Here is a 17255-nt window from a genome sequence, read left to right as displayed (position 1 = left end):
GCGGTTGAAATTAACCGCACTTTCTTAATTAAATTTATCCTAACCTCTTAAAATAGAGGGGAGGAGATTAGAAAATAGGATATTCAATGAAAGTATTACATGTTTGCTCGGAACTCTATCCATTATTAAAAACGGGGGGGCTTGCCGATGTTATTGGGGCATTGCCTTTTGCTCAAAAAGAGATAGGGATAGACACAAGAATTTTATTGCCTGCTTATCCTGCCATTTATCGAGGCATTGGAGAAACCCATATTGTTGCTGAGTTTGATAATTTTGCAGGGCATGTGGTATTACGTTACGGCGAATATAAGGGGGTGGGAATTTATTTAATTGATGCGCCACATTTATATGCTCGTGAGGGAAACCCTTATCATGACGTAAATTACAATGATTATGCGGATAATTATAAACGCTTTGCCTTGTTAGGCTGGGTGGGCGCTGAATTGTCCACAGGACTTGATTCGTGGTGGCGTGCGGAAATCGTACATGCGCATGACTGGCATGCCGGGCTTACAGCAGCGTATTTGTTTAATAAAGGAAAACCGGCGAAATCTGTCTTTACCATTCATAATCTGGCTTATCAGGGGCAATTTCATCACCGCCACTCATATGAAATCGGGCTACCGGAAGGGATGTTCCACATAAACGGTTTGGAGTTGTTTGGTCAAATATCTTATTTAAAAGCCGGTCTGTATTATTCCGATGTCGTCACCGCCGTTAGTCCGACTTATGCCCAAGAAATTACCTCGGAAGAATTTGCCTATGGTTTGCAAGGCTTGTTAAGCGGATTGCGTGATCAGGGGAGACTGGTCGGTATTTTAAATGGTGTAGATGAAAAAATTTGGCATCCGAACTGTGATGGGTATATTCAGTATCATTACAACCAAAAATCAATGGAAGGAAAAAAGAAAAATAAATCGGCGCTTCAGGCTTACTTTAATTTACCGGAGAATGACACATTGCTTTTTGTTATGGTAACCCGCTTAACGGAGCAAAAAGGCGTTGATTTGCTGGTTGAAAGCGCGGATGAAATTGTTAAACAAGGTGGGCAACTCGCCATTCTTGGATCGGGAGCAGCACATTTAGAAGAGGCTATCCGCCAACTTTCTGCTACTTACCCTCAAAATATGGCAGTGAAAATCGGATATGATGAATCACTTTCCCATTTGATGATAGCCGGTGGTGATGTGATTCTCGTACCAAGCCGTTTTGAACCTTGTGGCTTAACCCAACTTTACGGCTTGCAATATGGAACTTTGCCCCTTGTAAGAAAAACCGGAGGACTAGCCGATACCGTTGTAAATAGCTCATTAGAAAACATTAAAGAGCATACCGCGACAGGTTTTATTTTTGACCATGCGGATTCAGTGGAACTTCGTCGCTGCATACAAGACGCTTTTGCTCTATGGCGAGAACCTCGTATGTGGGCAATGGTTCAAAGCAACGCAATGGAACAAGATTTTAGCTGGCGTAAAGTTGCTAAAGAATATTTTAGTCTGTATCAGTGTCTATCGTAATGATAAAAAAATATCCCAAATAACATAAAATTGATTGTTTTTTAGCTAATAATGGCTAAAATTTACACGGTTTTTTTATGGGGTTAGATACTTTATAGTTAATCCAAAGGAATGTTTAGAAAATGAGCGATGTCATTTTTTGAAATCTGGCGTTTTTGTTGAAATGCTTACTTGATTCACGATGGAATTTTATATTGTTTAGCTATCTCTCCTGTTTTTAATTTTTTAATAGAGGTTTATTACCATGATAATGGATAATTTTGATTCTCCATTTCTTTATAATCGTCCTAAATTGGATGTTCAAGAACTAAAAAAATCCATCGTTTATAAATTAATTTTTGCTATCGGTCGTTCACCGCGGGAAGCAAGTAAGCGGGATTGGTTAAATGCAACATTATATGCTGTGCGGGATCTTGTCACTGAAGGTTGGATTACCGCTGCGCGTCAAGCACGTACTGATGGTGCACGGCGCGTTCATTACCTTTCAATGGAATTTTTAATCGGGCGAACTCTATCTAATGCACTGATTGCCGAAGATGTTTATGATTTAACGAAAGAAGCATTAAGTGAGTTAAATATTGATTTAGAAGAGATTATTGCAAAAGAAGTTGACCCGGGGCTCGGAAACGGTGGTTTAGGACGTTTGGCTGCATGCTTTATGGATTCTATCGCCACACTTGGTTTGCCGGGAATGGGGTATGGTATTCGCTATGAATACGGTATGTTCCGTCAAAAAATCGAAGACGGTCAGCAAGTGGAGCGTCCTGACGCATGGTTGGAAAAAGGTGCACCGTGGGAGTTTGTACGTTTGTCCAAACGCTTTCATGTTGCCTTTGGCGGTAATATTCATTTTGAAGGTGGAAAATGTGTATGGAATCCACAGGAAAAAGTAACCGCACTTGCTTATGATCAAATGATTCCGGGTTATAAAAATGATTCGGCTGCAACGTTACGGCTGTGGTCTGCTCATGGCGGTGAAATGTTTAATCTTGCGGAATTTAATCGTGGAGAACATTTAGCTGCGGTAGAGGCTCGTGCTTCCAGCCGAAATTTATCACGGGTTCTTTATCCTGATGATTCTACATGGAATGGGCGAGAATTGCGTTTACGCCAAGAGTATTTTTTAGTGTCGGCATCTTTACAAGACATTATCCGACGTCATAAGCGTATTCATAATAGCCTTGATAATTTGGCTGATAAAGTGGCGATTCACTTGAATGATACTCATCCTGCCTTAGCGATTCCGGAATTAATGCGGATTTTGGTTGATGAAGAAGGCTTTGAATGGGAAAAAGCATGGGATATGACACGCAGTATTTTCTCTTACACTTGCCATACGCTGATGTCGGAAGCGTTGGAAACTTGGCCGGTTGAGATGATGGCAAAAGTCTTACCGCGCCATTTACAAATGATTTTTGACATTAATGATCATTTCTTAGAATACGTGCGGACTTACATTACAACAGATAATGATTTTATTCGTCGTGTGTCTCTTATTGAAGAAGGCTATCAACGTAGAGTGCGTATGGGCTGGTTGTCTGTGGTTGGTTCACACAAAGTTAACGGGGTGGCGGCAATCCATTCTGACTTAATGGTGAAATCCACTTTCGCTGATTTTGCACGTATTTATCCGGAGCGATTTACCAATGTAACAAACGGCATTACACCTCGTCGTTGGTTGGGTGTGGCGAACCCGCAATTAGCCGCATTATTTGACAAATATATTGGTCAGGAATGGCGTTGTGATTTAAGCCAAATCAAAAAATTAGAAACTGTGGCACATGAAAAGGCGTTTAAAGAGGCAGTGGCAGATATTAAATACGCCAACAAAGTTAAACTTGCCGACTATGTAAAACGGGAACTTGGCATTGAGCTAAATCCTAAAGCATTGTTTGATGTACAGGTAAAACGCATTCATGAATATAAACGCCAAATGTTGAATGTATTGCATATCATTGCCCGTTACAATGCGATGCTTGCCAACCCTGAACAAAATTGGCAACCGCGCGTATTTATCTTAGCGGGTAAAGCTGCATCAGCTTATTATGCGGCAAAACAGACGATCCGTCTTATCAATGATGTGGCAAAAATTATCAATAATGATGAACGCTTACAAGGGCGTTTAAAAGTGGTATTTATACCGAATTATAGTGTAAGTTTGGCGCAACTTATTATTCCAGCGGCGGATATTTCCGAACAGATTTCTCTTGCCGGGACTGAGGCTTCGGGAACCAGTAATATGAAATTCGCTCTCAATGGTGCATTAACACTTGGAACCTTAGATGGGGCGAATGTGGAAATTTTGGATAATGTAGGCGAAGATCACATTTTTATTTTTGGTAATACGGTTGCACAAGTAGAGCAACTTCGTCACAATGGCTATCATCCGTTTGATTTTTACCAAAATGATGCGGAATTACGCATGGTCGTTGATCAAATTATAGCGGGTGTGTTTTCTCCAGAAGAACCGCAACGTTATTTGCCATTATTGCAAGAATTACAATACTACGATTACTACCAAGTTTTTGCCGATTTCCGTAGTTACGTGGATGCACAAAAAGTGGTGGATGAAAAATATAAAAATCGTGATCGATGGATTGAAAGTACTATCCAGAATATCATCAATATGGGCTTTTTCTCTTCGGATAGGACGATTTTAGAATATGCCAAAAATATTTGGAAAATTGAACCCCTTGAAATCAATTAAAAAAATCCCCTTATGGGGATTTTTCTTTAATTTTGTACGAAAAAGTGCGGTCAATTTTGACCGCACTTTTCTTGTTTACGTCTCGTTACTTTGTTTATACATCGCTTCTATTTGATTGCGATAACGTTCCATAATGACTTTTCGTTTGAGTTTTAAGGTTGGGGTAATTTCACCTAATTTGATACTGAAAGTCTGAGAGAGTAAAGTGAATTTTTTTACCTGCTCAAAGTGTGCCAACTCTTTTTGTACCGCATTAATACGTTGTTCAAACATTTTTAAAATCTCAGAATTTTTGATTAATTCCATCCGATCTTGATATTTGATATTCAACTGTTTTGCATACTCTTCCAAGCTGTCAAAACAAGGCACAATGAGAGCGGAAACATATTTTTTGGCATCTGCCACAATGGCAATTTGTTCAATAAATTTATCTTTACCAATTTTACTTTCTATGTATTGTGGTGCGATGTATTTACCATTAGAGGTTTTCATTAATTCTTTAATACGATCGGTAATAAAAAGGTTACCCTCCGTATCAAACTCGCCGGCATCGCCGGTTTTTAGGAAACCATCTTCTGTGAAGGCTTGAGCAGTTTCTTCCGGTTTTTTGTAATAACCTTTCATCACCATACCACCGCGCACGAGAATTTCGTTATTTTCGCCAATTTTAACTTCAGCCTTCGGCATTGGTGTTCCGATGGAATGAGAGTTAAATCGCTCATCGTGCCAACATGAAACGGTCGCAGTGGTTTCCGTCATACCATAACCAAGTTTAACGTTAATCCCGATGCTATGAAAAAATAGCCCGATTGCCGGTTCTAATTTTGCACCGCCACAAGGCATCATTTTGATTCTTCCGCCTAGTAATTGGCGAAGTTTGGATAAGACGAGTTTATCGGCGAGGGCGTATTGTTTTTTTAGCAAGAAGGGAATCGGTTTTCTTTCTGTCAATAAAGTGAAACGTTTTTGTCCGATAGCGATCGCCCAGTGAAAAAGAATCTGGCGAAATTTAGAGGCTTTTTGTACTTTATCTAGTACGGCAGCGTAAATTTTTTCGTAAAAACGCGGTACGGCACACATTAGCGTTGGACGAATCTCTGCTAAAACCGACCGCACTTGGTTTGTGTCTTCCAAATAACAAAGCATTGCACCACGATGAAGAATATAAGCCGCCCATGCCCGCTCAAAGATATGAGAGAAAGGCAAGAATGAGAGGGAAATATCTTGTTGTGTAACATTAAGCGTAAGATCATGCGCTTCTAATTGATGGGCAAGATTTGAATAATCCAACATAACGCCTTTTGGTTCACCCGTCGTGCCTGAGGTATAGATAATGGTGAATAAGTCGTCCATCCGCTTATTATCTAGACGTTGATTTAATTCGACTTGATGATCTATTGTTCCAAGTTTAATGAATTGTTCCCATGAACAAGAAATAGTGTTAGGTTGGAGTTTGATAGTGGATTTCATCGCCACAATTTTTTGTAATTGGGGACAGGATGGTGCGATTTCTAGGGCGTGGTCATATTGTTCTTGATCGCCTACGAATAAAATTTTGACATCGCCGTGGTTTAGAACAAATTCTGCTTGTTGTGCCGTGTTGGTTGCATAGATGGGTACTGTAACGGCTCGAATTTGTAATGCGGCAATATCGGCAATCGTCCAACGCGGCATATTATGGGCAAAAATTGCAATTTTATCTTGTACTTGAATACCACAAGCAAGTAATGCGAGAGAAAGTTGGTTTAGCTGATTTTGGAATGCGACCCAAGTAATGTCTTTCCAAATACCATTTTCGTTATGACGAAGTGCGGTTGTATTTCCCTGTGCTTTTACTTGTTGTTCAATGCGATGAATAAAATGAAGATCGAGATTCATATTAACCTTATTTAGTTTAATGCTAATTGAGCTAACAGTTGTGCGCTAATATAAGGCTAAATGAAAAGAAAAGCCAGATAAATCTTTAATATTTTTGATGATTTTGAGTGAACTTTTGTTCAATTTGCGAGAGGCGTAATATCATTGAAGATAAAAAAACCGCTCCGAAGAGCGGTTAGTCTGTGAGCTATTTTTAATCGGGTAGCTAAGTTGTATTACTACAACTTAGCCCCCTAAGAACTGTACAAGCAAATTTCTCTGCATACAGCTCAAGCCTTTCTATTAACTGCTACGCAGTCGGTTTCACAACGTTCAAATTCAGGCGATGAATTTGTTGGTGACACTCAGGATGTACTAAACATCTGTTATTTAGTGAATCCGTTCCACCATACATTTTGTAAATTATATGATGATCGTGCCAGCAGCTTTCTTTCGTTATTGGCGTATTACACAATGCACATTTTCCTTTCTGCTCTTTGTAAAGAGCTTGCCATTGCTGTCTGTGTGATTGTTCATCATACATTCTGGTTTGAGCAAAGTTTTCTCCATACATTTCCCATTCAGGTAAAAATGGTTTGTATTGTGATTTTATCTTTCTGTATCGCTTAATTTTCACATATCCACAATAGAGTAAATCTATTGGGATTTGTTCTCCTTTGTTGCTGTTGGTGACTGTGCCGAAAATCCAATTCCGAGTTGCATTTGAATAAAAGTATTTTTCTTTAATCCAAATTTTTCCTTTGTTTGGATGTCTTCGTCTGCACCAACGCCATAAGGCTTTCCAAATTAAACTATCCATTCGGTTAAATATCACTTTAGCCACAACGTGTCTATGATAGTTTGTCCAACCTCTTATCATTGGATTTAATACTTTTATTAAGTCATCTTGTTTCGCCATTTTCATTTTTGAAATTGATTGTTTTACCTTGTCATAAAGTGCTTTTGCATTTTTCTTACTTGGTTTAATAATCAATTTTTTATCAAAACGTTTAACAGTCCAACCTAAAAAGTCAAATCCCTGTTCGATATGCACTACCTTGGTTTTACTTTCCGATAAGGAAAGTCCTCTTTCTGCAAGAAAGTTTTTCACCATAGGGATAACTTGTTCTTCCAGTAATTCTTTTGATATACCTGAAATAATAAAGTCATCTGCATATCTAACGAGGTATGTCTGATGTTTTGCTATTTTAAGACTATTCTTTGCACCAAAGTGCTTGATTAGCTCTTTTTCTAACCCATCTGACGGCCATATTTGCCAACGTTGGAGAGATAATACCACCTTGCGGTGTGTTGGTTTTAGTTGACCGAACTCCACAACACCTGATTTTAACCATTTCTTGAGTATCCGCTTATTCATTGGAATATGCTTTAGTAGCCAGTTGTGGTTAATAAAATCAAAACAGCCCTGTATATCTGCATCCAGTACCCATTCTGCCATTTGACGAGATTGGTTTCCTTTTGTTGAAAATATACTATGTATATGTGATATAGCATCTGCCGTTGAACGGTTTAATCTAAATCCATACGAATTATTGTCTGCTGTTGTTTCTGCTATGGGTTGCAATGCCAGTAAATACAACATTTGCATTGCTCTATCTTTCATCGTAGGTATGCCTAATGGACGTTTCTTCCCATTTGACTTCGGAATGAAAACCCGTCTTAATGGTTTAGGTTGATACCCTTTATTTGATAGATCTTGTATAGCAATCCATTTGGATTCAGGTGTATCCCAAATCCGTTTATCAATAAATACCAGCGGTTCGTTTGCCTGTATTTTCTGTCACCCGTCGTACTGCTAATACTTTTGCATAAAACGAGTGGGTAAGCATTCGTTGTAAGTTTTTAACCTTACGCCAATTGCTTTCCTGTGTTGCCTTCGCAATCCGCACCTGCATTCCTTTCACATATCGGTTTGCTTTATACCAATTGATATAATGCCATTGCGATATATGTGAGGTCGCTGGAGCTAGACTGCTTACTAATTTCTTAGTATGATGAGTTTGCTCTTTCATACTTACCTCCGTTGAGAGATAAGTTTTCTTGGTAAATTAATAGTTCCTCTTTCTGTTTGGACACTTCAAGAGTTGCTATGATTACCAATAGACTTACACTCTTGAGTTATCACTAAGGATAAAGAGTGCGTGCGTTGGTTTTATTTGATTGGTTTTCAATCTGTAAGCCAACGCTCGCTTTTATCCCGTCAAACTTTAAAGGAATTTGTCAGACATCTTGTGATGAAAGACCGGTTAGAAGTCTGCACCCTTTCGGGTTAGGTCATACTTCATACCCTATTTGCACCATTACAGTACAACCTTCGCTTTCTCTAACTTCTTTTACCTACACCACCAACAGCATTGCTTACGCGTTGCCTGCCATTTTTCAGGCGGAGATATAGGCTTACCAAGTTCCATTATTACTACACGGATAGGGAAGATATAGTCTGTTTCCCGACAGTGTTTATGATGACGTATCCCAAGGCTAAAATGAGATAACCCACTGCATACCTTTTGGTTCAAGCCGATAGCGACCGTAGGCTTGTTCTACATAACGAGAATTACGACTATTCACTTACGTTTATCTTTCTATCCAACCTAGTCCCTCAACCCAATGGTCGTTTCGAGTCTCTTATTAATACTTCACAGTATTAATAACCTTATCGGGGTACATTGTCAGGAAGCTCCGCACAAAATCGTTGCCAATTATGCACTATCCCTAGGTTACTGTTAGTCATATAACAGGTTACACTCATTTATTTCTTCGCAACTGCATATATCAACGTTGAAACGAATTGTAACAATAGTAATAACAGCTTACTCATACTTAACTAAGTTGTTACCTAATACAGCAATAAATAAGCCCTTGCTGGTTTGCTTTAAAACTTACTTTATCCATTAAACAAATGTTTAATGGTACTTTGTTTACTTTTAATCCTCTAATAGGAAATAACTAACCTTTAACAAACAAAAGCTCATTTGTTAGTAATGATTATTTCAATGAAAGGGGATTTGGGTAAATTTAGACCGAGAAGTAACCGTGCTGTTCCGCAAGCCATTCACGGGCAACTATTATTTTCAAGTTGCTGAGGGTGTTTCTTAATAAAAGAATATCCCGAAGTAAAGTAAATAAAGATAAGTGTAAAGGTGGCAACCAAATAGAAGAAATTCCACTTTCTTATACTCGAACCGTCTCAGATTGCTACGGTATCTTTCGGACTTTATTTATAGTAGGGTTGAATAATCATTCTTTATGGACGATATGACGTTTTGGATTTGACCCAAGTCACTCTATAAATAGGCGACCAACGGTAGTCCTATCTTTCGATAACGGATCTTGCTTGCTTACCCCTCTTAATATTTATCTAAATATTAAGTACATAAAAGTGAAGACCATACCTTAACCGCATAAAGTTGGAGATATTCTTACCAACTTAGAACTAGATCTTGGGCAACGCCCCTTTTCTAGTCTGCTACCCAAACTCTTCCCGAGAAGATCTGAATAGCCAAGAGAAAGCTACATTACATAGCTTTCTCTTAATTGAGTTAACTTCTTGATATATAAGGACTTAATCCCAGTAAGCACGACACTTGTCGCACTTAGCCTTTGTAGTTGTAAACATGTGCCACTAAGTCTAATACTTTGTTAGAATAACCGGCTTCGTTGTCGTACCAAGAAACAAGTTTCACGAAAGAATCGGTTAATGCGATACCTGCATCGGCATCAAATACAGAGGTTAATGTGCAACCGTTGAAGTCAGTAGATACAACTGCATCTTCGGTATAACCTAAAACATCTTTTAACTCGCCGTTGAAAGTTTTACCTTCTGCTGCATCTTTGATTGCTTGTTTGATTTGCTCGTAAGTTGCAGGTTTTTCAAGGTTTACGGTTAAGTCAACAACAGAGACATTTGGTGTTGGAACACGGAAAGCCATACCTGTTAATTTACCGTTTAATGCCGGTAACACTTTGCCTACTGCTTTTGCAGCACCGGTTGAGGATGGGATGATGTTTTGTGACGCACCACGACCACCACGCCAGTCTTTAGCAGACGGACCGTCAACGGTTTTTTGCGTCGCTGTGGTTGCGTGAACAGTTGTCATTAAACCATCTTTAATACCGAAAGTTTCATGGATAACACGTGCTAAAGGCGCTAAACAGTTTGTTGTACAAGACGCGTTAGAAACGATATCTTGACCTGCGTATGCACCAAAGTTTACACCACGCACAAACATTGGAGTTGCATCTTTAGATGGACCGGTTAAAACGACTTTTTTCGCACCGGCAGTGATGTGTTTACGTGCTGTTTCATCGGTTAAAAATAAACCTGTCGCTTCAACTGCGATATCAACACCGATAGCGCCCCAGTTTAAGTTTGCCGGATCACGTTCTGAGGTCACACGAATCGCTTTACCGTTAACCACTAAGTTACCGTCTTTAACTTCAACAGTACCATCAAAACGACCATGAGTTGAATCGTATTTTAACATGTAAGCCATGTATTCAACATCAATTAAGTCGTTGATACCGACAACTTCAATGTCATCGCGTTGTTGTGCTGCACGGAATACGATACGACCGATACGACCAAAGCCATTGATACCAATTTTAATTGCCATAAGATTTTTACCTTCTTAGTTAAGTTAAACAAACTGTTGTGTTTAAGAAAAAAGAGCATTCCCTAAAACTTTGTAGCAGATTATAGCACGAGCATTTAGATAAAACTAGAAATCCGATTTTTTTGTGATCTAGATCACGCTAAAAATACTTTTTTAGATAAAAACTTCTGAAAAGATGACCGCTCTTTAATGATTTTCTATTAAATAATCGGCATAATAGACTGAAATATTTAGGAAAGGTTTAAACTATGTCACAAGGCAATTTATACATTCTTTCAGCCCCAAGCGGGGCGGGGAAATCTTCGCTAATTTCAGCATTATTGGAACGTGATTCTTCCACACAAAAAATGGTGTCGATTTCGCATACAACGCGCGATCCGAGACCCGGTGAAATTGACGGCGTACATTATTATTTTGTTTCTAAAGAAGAATTTGAATCCTTGATCAAACAAGATTTATTTTTGGAATATGCTACGGTGTTTGGTGGAAATTATTATGGCACATCATTGCCGGCAATTCAGGAAAATCTGGCAAAAGGAATTGATGTTTTTTTGGATATTGATTGGCAAGGTGCGCAACAAATTCGTAAAAAAGTAGTAAATGTAAAGAGTATTTTTATTCTTCCCCCTTCATTGCCGGAGTTAGAACGTCGTTTGATTGGTCGTGGTCAAGACAGCGAAGCAGTAATTATGGAACGTATGGCAAAAGCAAAGAATGAAATTTCTCACTATGATGAGTATGATTACATCATTATCAACGATAATTTTGAGCAAGCATTAGCCGATTTACAGAGTATTTTAAGTGCGGAACGTTTGACGAAAGATTATCAACAAGTAGAAAATGCGGTCTTAATTCATCAATTACTGGATCAATAATATGAGATTTAGTATGATGTTTCCCCTTATATCCCTTATTTTAAGATGAATTGGAGTAGAATATGGCACGTGTTACAGTACAAGATGCGGTAGAAAAAATTGGCAACCGTTTTGATTTAATTTTGACCGCAGCACGTCGTGCGAGACAATTGCAGTTACATCAACGTGATCCTTTAGTACCGGAAGATAATGATAAACCGACAGTTATTGCGTTGCGTGAAATTGAAAAAGGATTAATCTCTAACGAGATTATGGATGCTCAAGAACATCAAGCTATTACAGCTGTTCAGCATGTAGAAGCAGCAGCGGTAGCATTAATTTCCGAATAATTTTAAAAGTGCGGTTGATTTCAACCGCAGTTTAATTTTAACTATTCATTTAATAATCCGAAAAAGTCAGGTGTCCTTTGGAATTGTTTGCAGATTTAGAACACATTATTCGAGGGTATTTACCCGAAGATAAAGTTGAATTAGTCAGACGTGCATTTGTTATCGCAAGAGATGCGCACGAGGGACAATTTCGTTCAAGCGGAGAACCCTATATTACCCATCCTGTGGCGGTAGCTTCCATCATTGCGAAAATGAATCTTGATCATGAAGCGGTAATGGCTGCGTTATTGCATGATGTTATTGAAGACACGGCTTATTCGGAAGAAAATCTTAAAGAAGAATTTGGAGCAAGTGTTGCAGATATCGTTGACGGGGTATCAAAGCTTGACAAGTTGAAGTTCCGGACACGTCAAGAAGCTCAGGTGGAAAATTTCCGCAAAATGATTTTGGCGATGACCCGTGATATTCGAGTGGTATTGATTAAACTTGCAGACCGAACGCACAATATGCGTACATTGGGTGCATTGCGCCCTGATAAGCGTCGTCGTATTGCTAAAGAGACGCTTGAAATTTATTGCCCCCTTGCTCATCGTTTAGGCATTGAGCATATTAAAAATGAACTAGAGGATTTATCCTTTGAAGCAATGTACCCACACCGTTATAAGGTATTGAAAAAATTAGTGGAAGTTGCGAGAAATAATCGTCAAGACCTTATTGAACGTATTTCTAATGAAATTAAAGAGCGGTTAGAAAATGTGGGGATTGTTGCTCGGGTGTGGGGACGAGAAAAACATCTCTATAAGATCTACCAAAAAATGCGTGCAAAAGATCAAGAATTTCACTCTATTATGGATATCTATGCGTTTCGTATTATTGTGAAAAATATTGACGATTGTTATCGCGTATTGGGTCAAATGCACAATCTCTATAAACCCCGTCCGGGACGCGTAAAAGATTATATCGCCGTGCCAAAGGCAAATGGCTATCAGTCTTTACAAACTTCTATGATTGGTCCGCATGGCGTACCGGTAGAAGTTCATATTCATACGGAAGATATGGAACAAGTGGCGGAAATGGGGGTGACTGCGTACTGGGTATATAAAGAAAGCGGTAAAAATGACAGTACAACCGCGCAGATCCGCGCCCAACGTTGGTTGCAAAATTTAGTTGAAATCCAACAAAGTGTAGGAAACTCCTTTGAGTTCATTGAAAATGTAAAATCGGAATTTTTTCCAAAAGAAATTTTTGTTTTTACACCAAAAGGGCGAATTGTTGAATTGCCGAAAGGGGCAACTGCGGTAGATTTTGCTTATGCGGTACATTCTGATATCGGGAATACTTGTGTTGGCGTGTTGGTTGAATATAAACCTTACCCGTTATCAAAAGCGTTAGAATCCGGTCAAACGGTAAATATTATTACTGAACCGAATGCACATCCTAAAGCTTCATGGTTGAATTTTGTGGTTACTGCCCGTGCGAAAACCCGCATACGTCACTATTTAAAACAACGTTGTGAAGATGATGCGGTAAAACTGGGTGAAAGGGAACTGAATGCTGCATTACAACCACATCGTTTAACAGATCTTTCTCCACAACAAATTCAAGCGGTTTTGGATGAACGAAAACTTTCTTCGCTTGATGGATTGTTGCGTGAAATTGGTTTAGGAAATCAACTTTCTTCTGTGATTGCACATCAATTAGTGGGAGAGCCGATAGAAATTGATGTGGACGGTAATGCGGAAAATCATTCAAACACCTTAACAATTGCACCGGCTTTAATGGCTAATATGCAATTTGCCAAGTGTTGCCACCCGATCCCGGGTGATCCGATTCTGGGGTGTAGTACTCCGAATAACGGACTAGTCATTCATCATCAACAATGTGTAAATCTTAAAAATGCTCATCAGTTAGTCAAAGCTAAATGGGAGAAAATGCAAAGTGCGGTCAATTTTGATGCTGAATTACAAATTGAAATCTTAAATGAGAAGGGGGCTTTGCCAAGTTTAATGACAGTGATCGGAGCAAGCGAAAGCAGCATCCAAAATATTTGGACGGAAGGGTTGGAGAATAATTTGTTGTTTGTGATTTTGCAAATTAGTGTGAAAGACACAAAACACCTTGCCAATATTTTATATCATATTAAGAGAATTACAGGTGTGGTAAGTGCAAAGCGCAATATTAACGCCTAATATATTATGGTTTTTCCTCTTCTTGATGCCGTCCCTCTTACCACGCTTTCAGGTGTAGGGGCGGCAGTTTCTAATAAACTTAGCAGAATCGGTATTAATAATTTACAAGATCTGCTTTTTCATTTGCCGATTCGTTATGAGGATCGTACGCGTATTACACCCATTGCTGATCTACGTCCTGATCAATATTTCACCATTGAAGGAATTGTACAAACTTGTGAGGTCACCTTTGCCCGTCGTCCGATTCTGTCCGTCAGCCTGTCTGATGGTTCGTCAAAAATTATGTTACGTTTTTTCAATTTTAATGCGGGAATGCGTAACAGTTTTCAGATAGGTGCTCGTGTTAAGGCGTTTGGCGAAGTCAAACGAGGGCGTTATATGCCGGAAATTCATCATCCGGAGTATCAAATTATTCGTGACAATACACCGATTATATTGGCAGAAACGCTTACACCTGTTTATTCTACTACAGAAGGGCTAAAACAAAATACGTTACGAAAGCTGGTAGAGCAAGCATTAAATTTACTTGATAAAGTGCAAATTGCTGAAATTTTGCCTAATGAATTTAATCCTCATCAATTCAACTTAAAAGAAGCATTGCAGCTATTGCACCGACCTCCACCGGATATTTCCTTAGAAGCACTGGAAAAAGGGCAACATCCTGCTCAACAGAGATTAATTTTTGAAGAGTTGCTCGCGCATAATCTCGCTATGCAAAAAGTGCGGTTAGGTACGCAACAATTTTCGGCTTTGCCTTTGCGTTATCAAACGGATTTAAAACAACGATTTTTGATGAGTTTACCTTTTCACCCCACCAATGCACAAACGCGGGGTATCACCAATATTGAACAAGATTTAGCAAAAGATTATCCTATGATGCGCTTGGTGCAAGGGGATGTGGGCTCGGGTAAAACATTGGTGGCGGCATTATCGGCGTTACTTGCGATTGACAATGGTAAACAAGTGGCTCTAATGGCACCGACAGAAATTTTAGCCGAGCAACATGCCAATAATTTTCGTCATTGGTTTGAGCCTTTTGGTATTAATGTGGGTTGGCTGGCTGGCAAAGTGAAGGGGAAAGCACGTCAAAGTGAGTTGGAAAAAATCAAAAATGGTGCGGTACAAATGATCATTGGTACCCATGCTCTGTTTCAAGACGAAGTCGAATTTGCCTCACTTTCCCTAGTGATCATTGATGAACAACATCGTTTTGGTGTGCATCAACGCTTAATGCTTCGTAATAAAGGCGAAAAGGCGGGGTTTTACCCTCATCAATTAATTATGACGGCAACTCCGATACCGAGAACTTTGGCGATGACGGTATATGCAGATTTAGATACATCTATTATTGATGAATTGCCTCCGGGGCGTACGCCAATTACAACGGTGGTGATTTCGGAAGAGCGACGGGATGAAATTGTTGAGCGCGTAAAAAAAGCTTGTGTCAATGAAAAACGTCAAGTCTATTGGGTATGTACTTTAATTGATGAATCCGAAGTGCTGGAAGCGCAGGCCGCAGAGGCGATTTGGGAAGATTTAACCAAAGCCTTACCTATGTTAAGAATTGGTTTGGTACACGGAAGAATGAAACCTCAAGAAAAACAAGAGGTCATGTTACAGTTTAAAAATGCCGACTTAGATTTGTTAGTGGCAACGACGGTGATTGAAGTTGGCGTAGATGTACCGAATGCCAGTTTGATGATTATCGAAAATGCCGAACGATTGGGTTTATCACAACTCCATCAGTTGCGCGGACGTGTTGGGCGAGGTAATACCGCCTCTTTTTGTGTTTTAATGTATAAGCCACCTTTGGGAAAAGTCTCACAAAAACGCTTACAAGTACTACGAGACAGCCAAGACGGTTTCTTTATTTCTGAAAAAGATTTGGAAATCCGTGGTCCGGGTGAGGTTCTAGGGACAAAACAAACAGGAATTGCTGAATTTAAAGTGGCAAATTTAATGCGTGATCGTAAAATGATTCCAACGGTGCAATATTATGCCAAGCAATTGATTCAAAGCTATCCTGATGTGGCAGATTGCCTGATTAAACGTTGGTTAAATAACAAAGAAATATATTCGAATGCCTAAAAGTGCGGTCAATATAGAAAGAGTTTTTTATGGAGATAGAAAGAGAACGTCCGACAGTCCTTTTTTTTGATTCTGGTGTGGGCGGATTCAGCGTATATCGCGAGACGAAAAAATTGTTACCTGACTGGCATTATCTTTATTGTTTTGACAATGAAGGTTTTCCCTACTCGGAGCGTTCGGAAGAAAGCATTATTCAGCGTACATTATCTGCTTGTCAGTTAATTGACATGCAACATTCTTTGGACGCGATTGTCATTGCTTGTAATACAGCGAGCACGGTGGTTTTGCCTGTTCTGCGGGAAAATTTTTCTATACCTATTATCGGTACGGTTCCGGCAATTAAACCTGCTACAGAGATTTCAAATACAAAACATATTGGGCTATTAGCAACAAAAGGAACGGTAAAGCGCTACTATGTAGATGAGCTGATACATAAGTTTGCTCAAGATTATCGAGTAGAGCGATTAGGCTCGACAAAATTAGTTGAAATTGCTGAACAAAAAATTCGTGGACATTCGGTAGATTTGATCGCTTTAAAAGGTGAATTATCGCCTTGGGTAGATATGTCGGATTTGGATACGTTGATTTTAGGATGTACCCACTTTCCTTTAATAAAAGAGGAAATCAAATTATGTTTACCCCAAGTCAGATATTTTATAGATTCGGGTGCAGCAATTGCAAAACGGGTTCAATCTTTGCTTGGTGGTGTGAATGTGAGAGAGCAGGGGAAAAAAGTGAACCAAATGTTTTGTACGAAACATTTTTCAAAAGAATCGCAATTCAACCAAATATTACATTTATGGGGATTTGAATCTTTAAATGTAATAGAAATCAGCTAAAAAAACAGCCAATTTGGTGGGATTTTATGCAAAAGAACATTTTTTTAAATTTTTTTGAAAAAAGCACTTGTGTGGCGTAAAAAAATCCCTATAATGCACCGCACACAACGACGCACTGTTGTGAACGTTTGAGATTTGCAGTGCGTCGTTCTTTTTTGCTCTTTAACAATCTATCAGACAATCTGTGTGGGCACTTGTTGATTGACTTATTGAAAATATT

11 protein-coding genes are annotated in these 17255 nt (G+C 39.1%); 7 read left to right on the top strand and 4 right to left on the bottom strand.

Features of this window, described 5'->3' with window-relative positions; translation table 11 throughout:
• Nucleotides 1-86: 86 nt before the first annotated feature.
• Nucleotides 87-1517: a glycogen synthase GlgA gene (glgA, locus tag BKK47_RS01420; RefSeq protein ID WP_077493152.1), complete on the top strand. Its 1431-nt coding sequence runs from the start codon at nt 87-89 to the stop codon at nt 1515-1517.
• A 244-nt stretch (nt 1518-1761) separates the two neighbouring features.
• Nucleotides 1762-4224 carry a glycogen/starch/alpha-glucan phosphorylase gene (locus BKK47_RS01415; RefSeq protein WP_077493151.1) on the top strand — a complete coding sequence of 821 codons (2463 nt, stop codon included), beginning with the start codon at nt 1762-1764 and terminating at the stop codon, nt 4222-4224.
• A 75-nt stretch (nt 4225-4299) separates the two neighbouring features.
• Here BKK47_RS01415 and BKK47_RS01410 read toward each other — a convergent pair whose 3' ends face one another.
• The 4 genes from BKK47_RS01410 to gap form a co-directional block, all read right to left on the bottom strand.
• Nucleotides 4300-6102, bottom strand: a complete 1803-nt coding sequence (locus BKK47_RS01410; protein WP_077493150.1) for an AMP-dependent synthetase/ligase — start codon at nt 6100-6102, stop codon at nt 4300-4302.
• Between the two features lie 289 nt (nt 6103-6391).
• Complete coding sequence (locus tag BKK47_RS01405; RefSeq protein WP_244149096.1) at nt 6392-7705, bottom strand: group II intron reverse transcriptase; 1314 nt, start codon at nt 7703-7705, stop codon at nt 6392-6394.
• Between the two features lie 139 nt (nt 7706-7844).
• Complete coding sequence (locus BKK47_RS12650; RefSeq protein ID WP_244149095.1) at nt 7845-8114, bottom strand: reverse transcriptase N-terminal domain-containing protein; 270 nt, start codon at nt 8112-8114, stop codon at nt 7845-7847.
• A gap of 1581 nt (nt 8115-9695) precedes the next feature.
• Entirely contained in the window at nt 9696-10715 is a 1020-nt protein-coding gene (gap, locus tag BKK47_RS01395; protein WP_077493149.1) for a type I glyceraldehyde-3-phosphate dehydrogenase, read from the bottom strand.
• 248 nt (nt 10716-10963) lie between these two features.
• Between gap and gmk the strand changes: the two genes are divergently transcribed.
• From gmk to murI, 5 genes are all read left to right on the top strand, one after another.
• The gene (gene gmk, locus BKK47_RS01390) at nt 10964-11590 is read left to right on the top strand and encodes a guanylate kinase (RefSeq protein WP_077493148.1); all 627 of its coding nucleotides are present in this window, start codon (nt 10964-10966) and stop codon (nt 11588-11590) included.
• A gap of 62 nt (nt 11591-11652) precedes the next feature.
• Nucleotides 11653-11919: a DNA-directed RNA polymerase subunit omega gene (rpoZ, locus tag BKK47_RS01385; RefSeq protein WP_018357122.1), complete on the top strand. Its 267-nt coding sequence runs from the start codon at nt 11653-11655 to the stop codon at nt 11917-11919.
• 77 nt (nt 11920-11996) lie between these two features.
• Nucleotides 11997-14108 carry a bifunctional GTP diphosphokinase/guanosine-3',5'-bis pyrophosphate 3'-pyrophosphohydrolase gene (spoT, locus tag BKK47_RS01380; RefSeq protein ID WP_077493147.1) on the top strand — a complete coding sequence of 704 codons (2112 nt, stop codon included), beginning with the start codon at nt 11997-11999 and terminating at the stop codon, nt 14106-14108.
• A gap of 6 nt (nt 14109-14114) precedes the next feature.
• A complete protein-coding gene (gene recG / locus BKK47_RS01375; RefSeq protein ID WP_077493146.1) occupies nt 14115-16196 on the top strand; it encodes an ATP-dependent DNA helicase RecG in 2082 nt (693 codons plus the stop codon).
• Between the two features lie 29 nt (nt 16197-16225).
• Nucleotides 16226-17035 (top strand): glutamate racemase, encoded by an 810-nt coding sequence (gene murI, locus BKK47_RS01370; RefSeq protein WP_077493145.1) that lies wholly within the window; start codon nt 16226-16228, stop codon nt 17033-17035.
• Nucleotides 17036-17255 lie beyond the last annotated feature (220 nt).

The organism is Rodentibacter mrazii (genome assembly GCF_001998825.1).
Taxonomy (GTDB): Bacteria; Pseudomonadota; Gammaproteobacteria; order Enterobacterales; family Pasteurellaceae; genus Rodentibacter; species Rodentibacter mrazii.
Note: the sequence above shows the minus strand (reverse complement) of the source record. Positions and strands in the feature narration are given on the sequence as shown.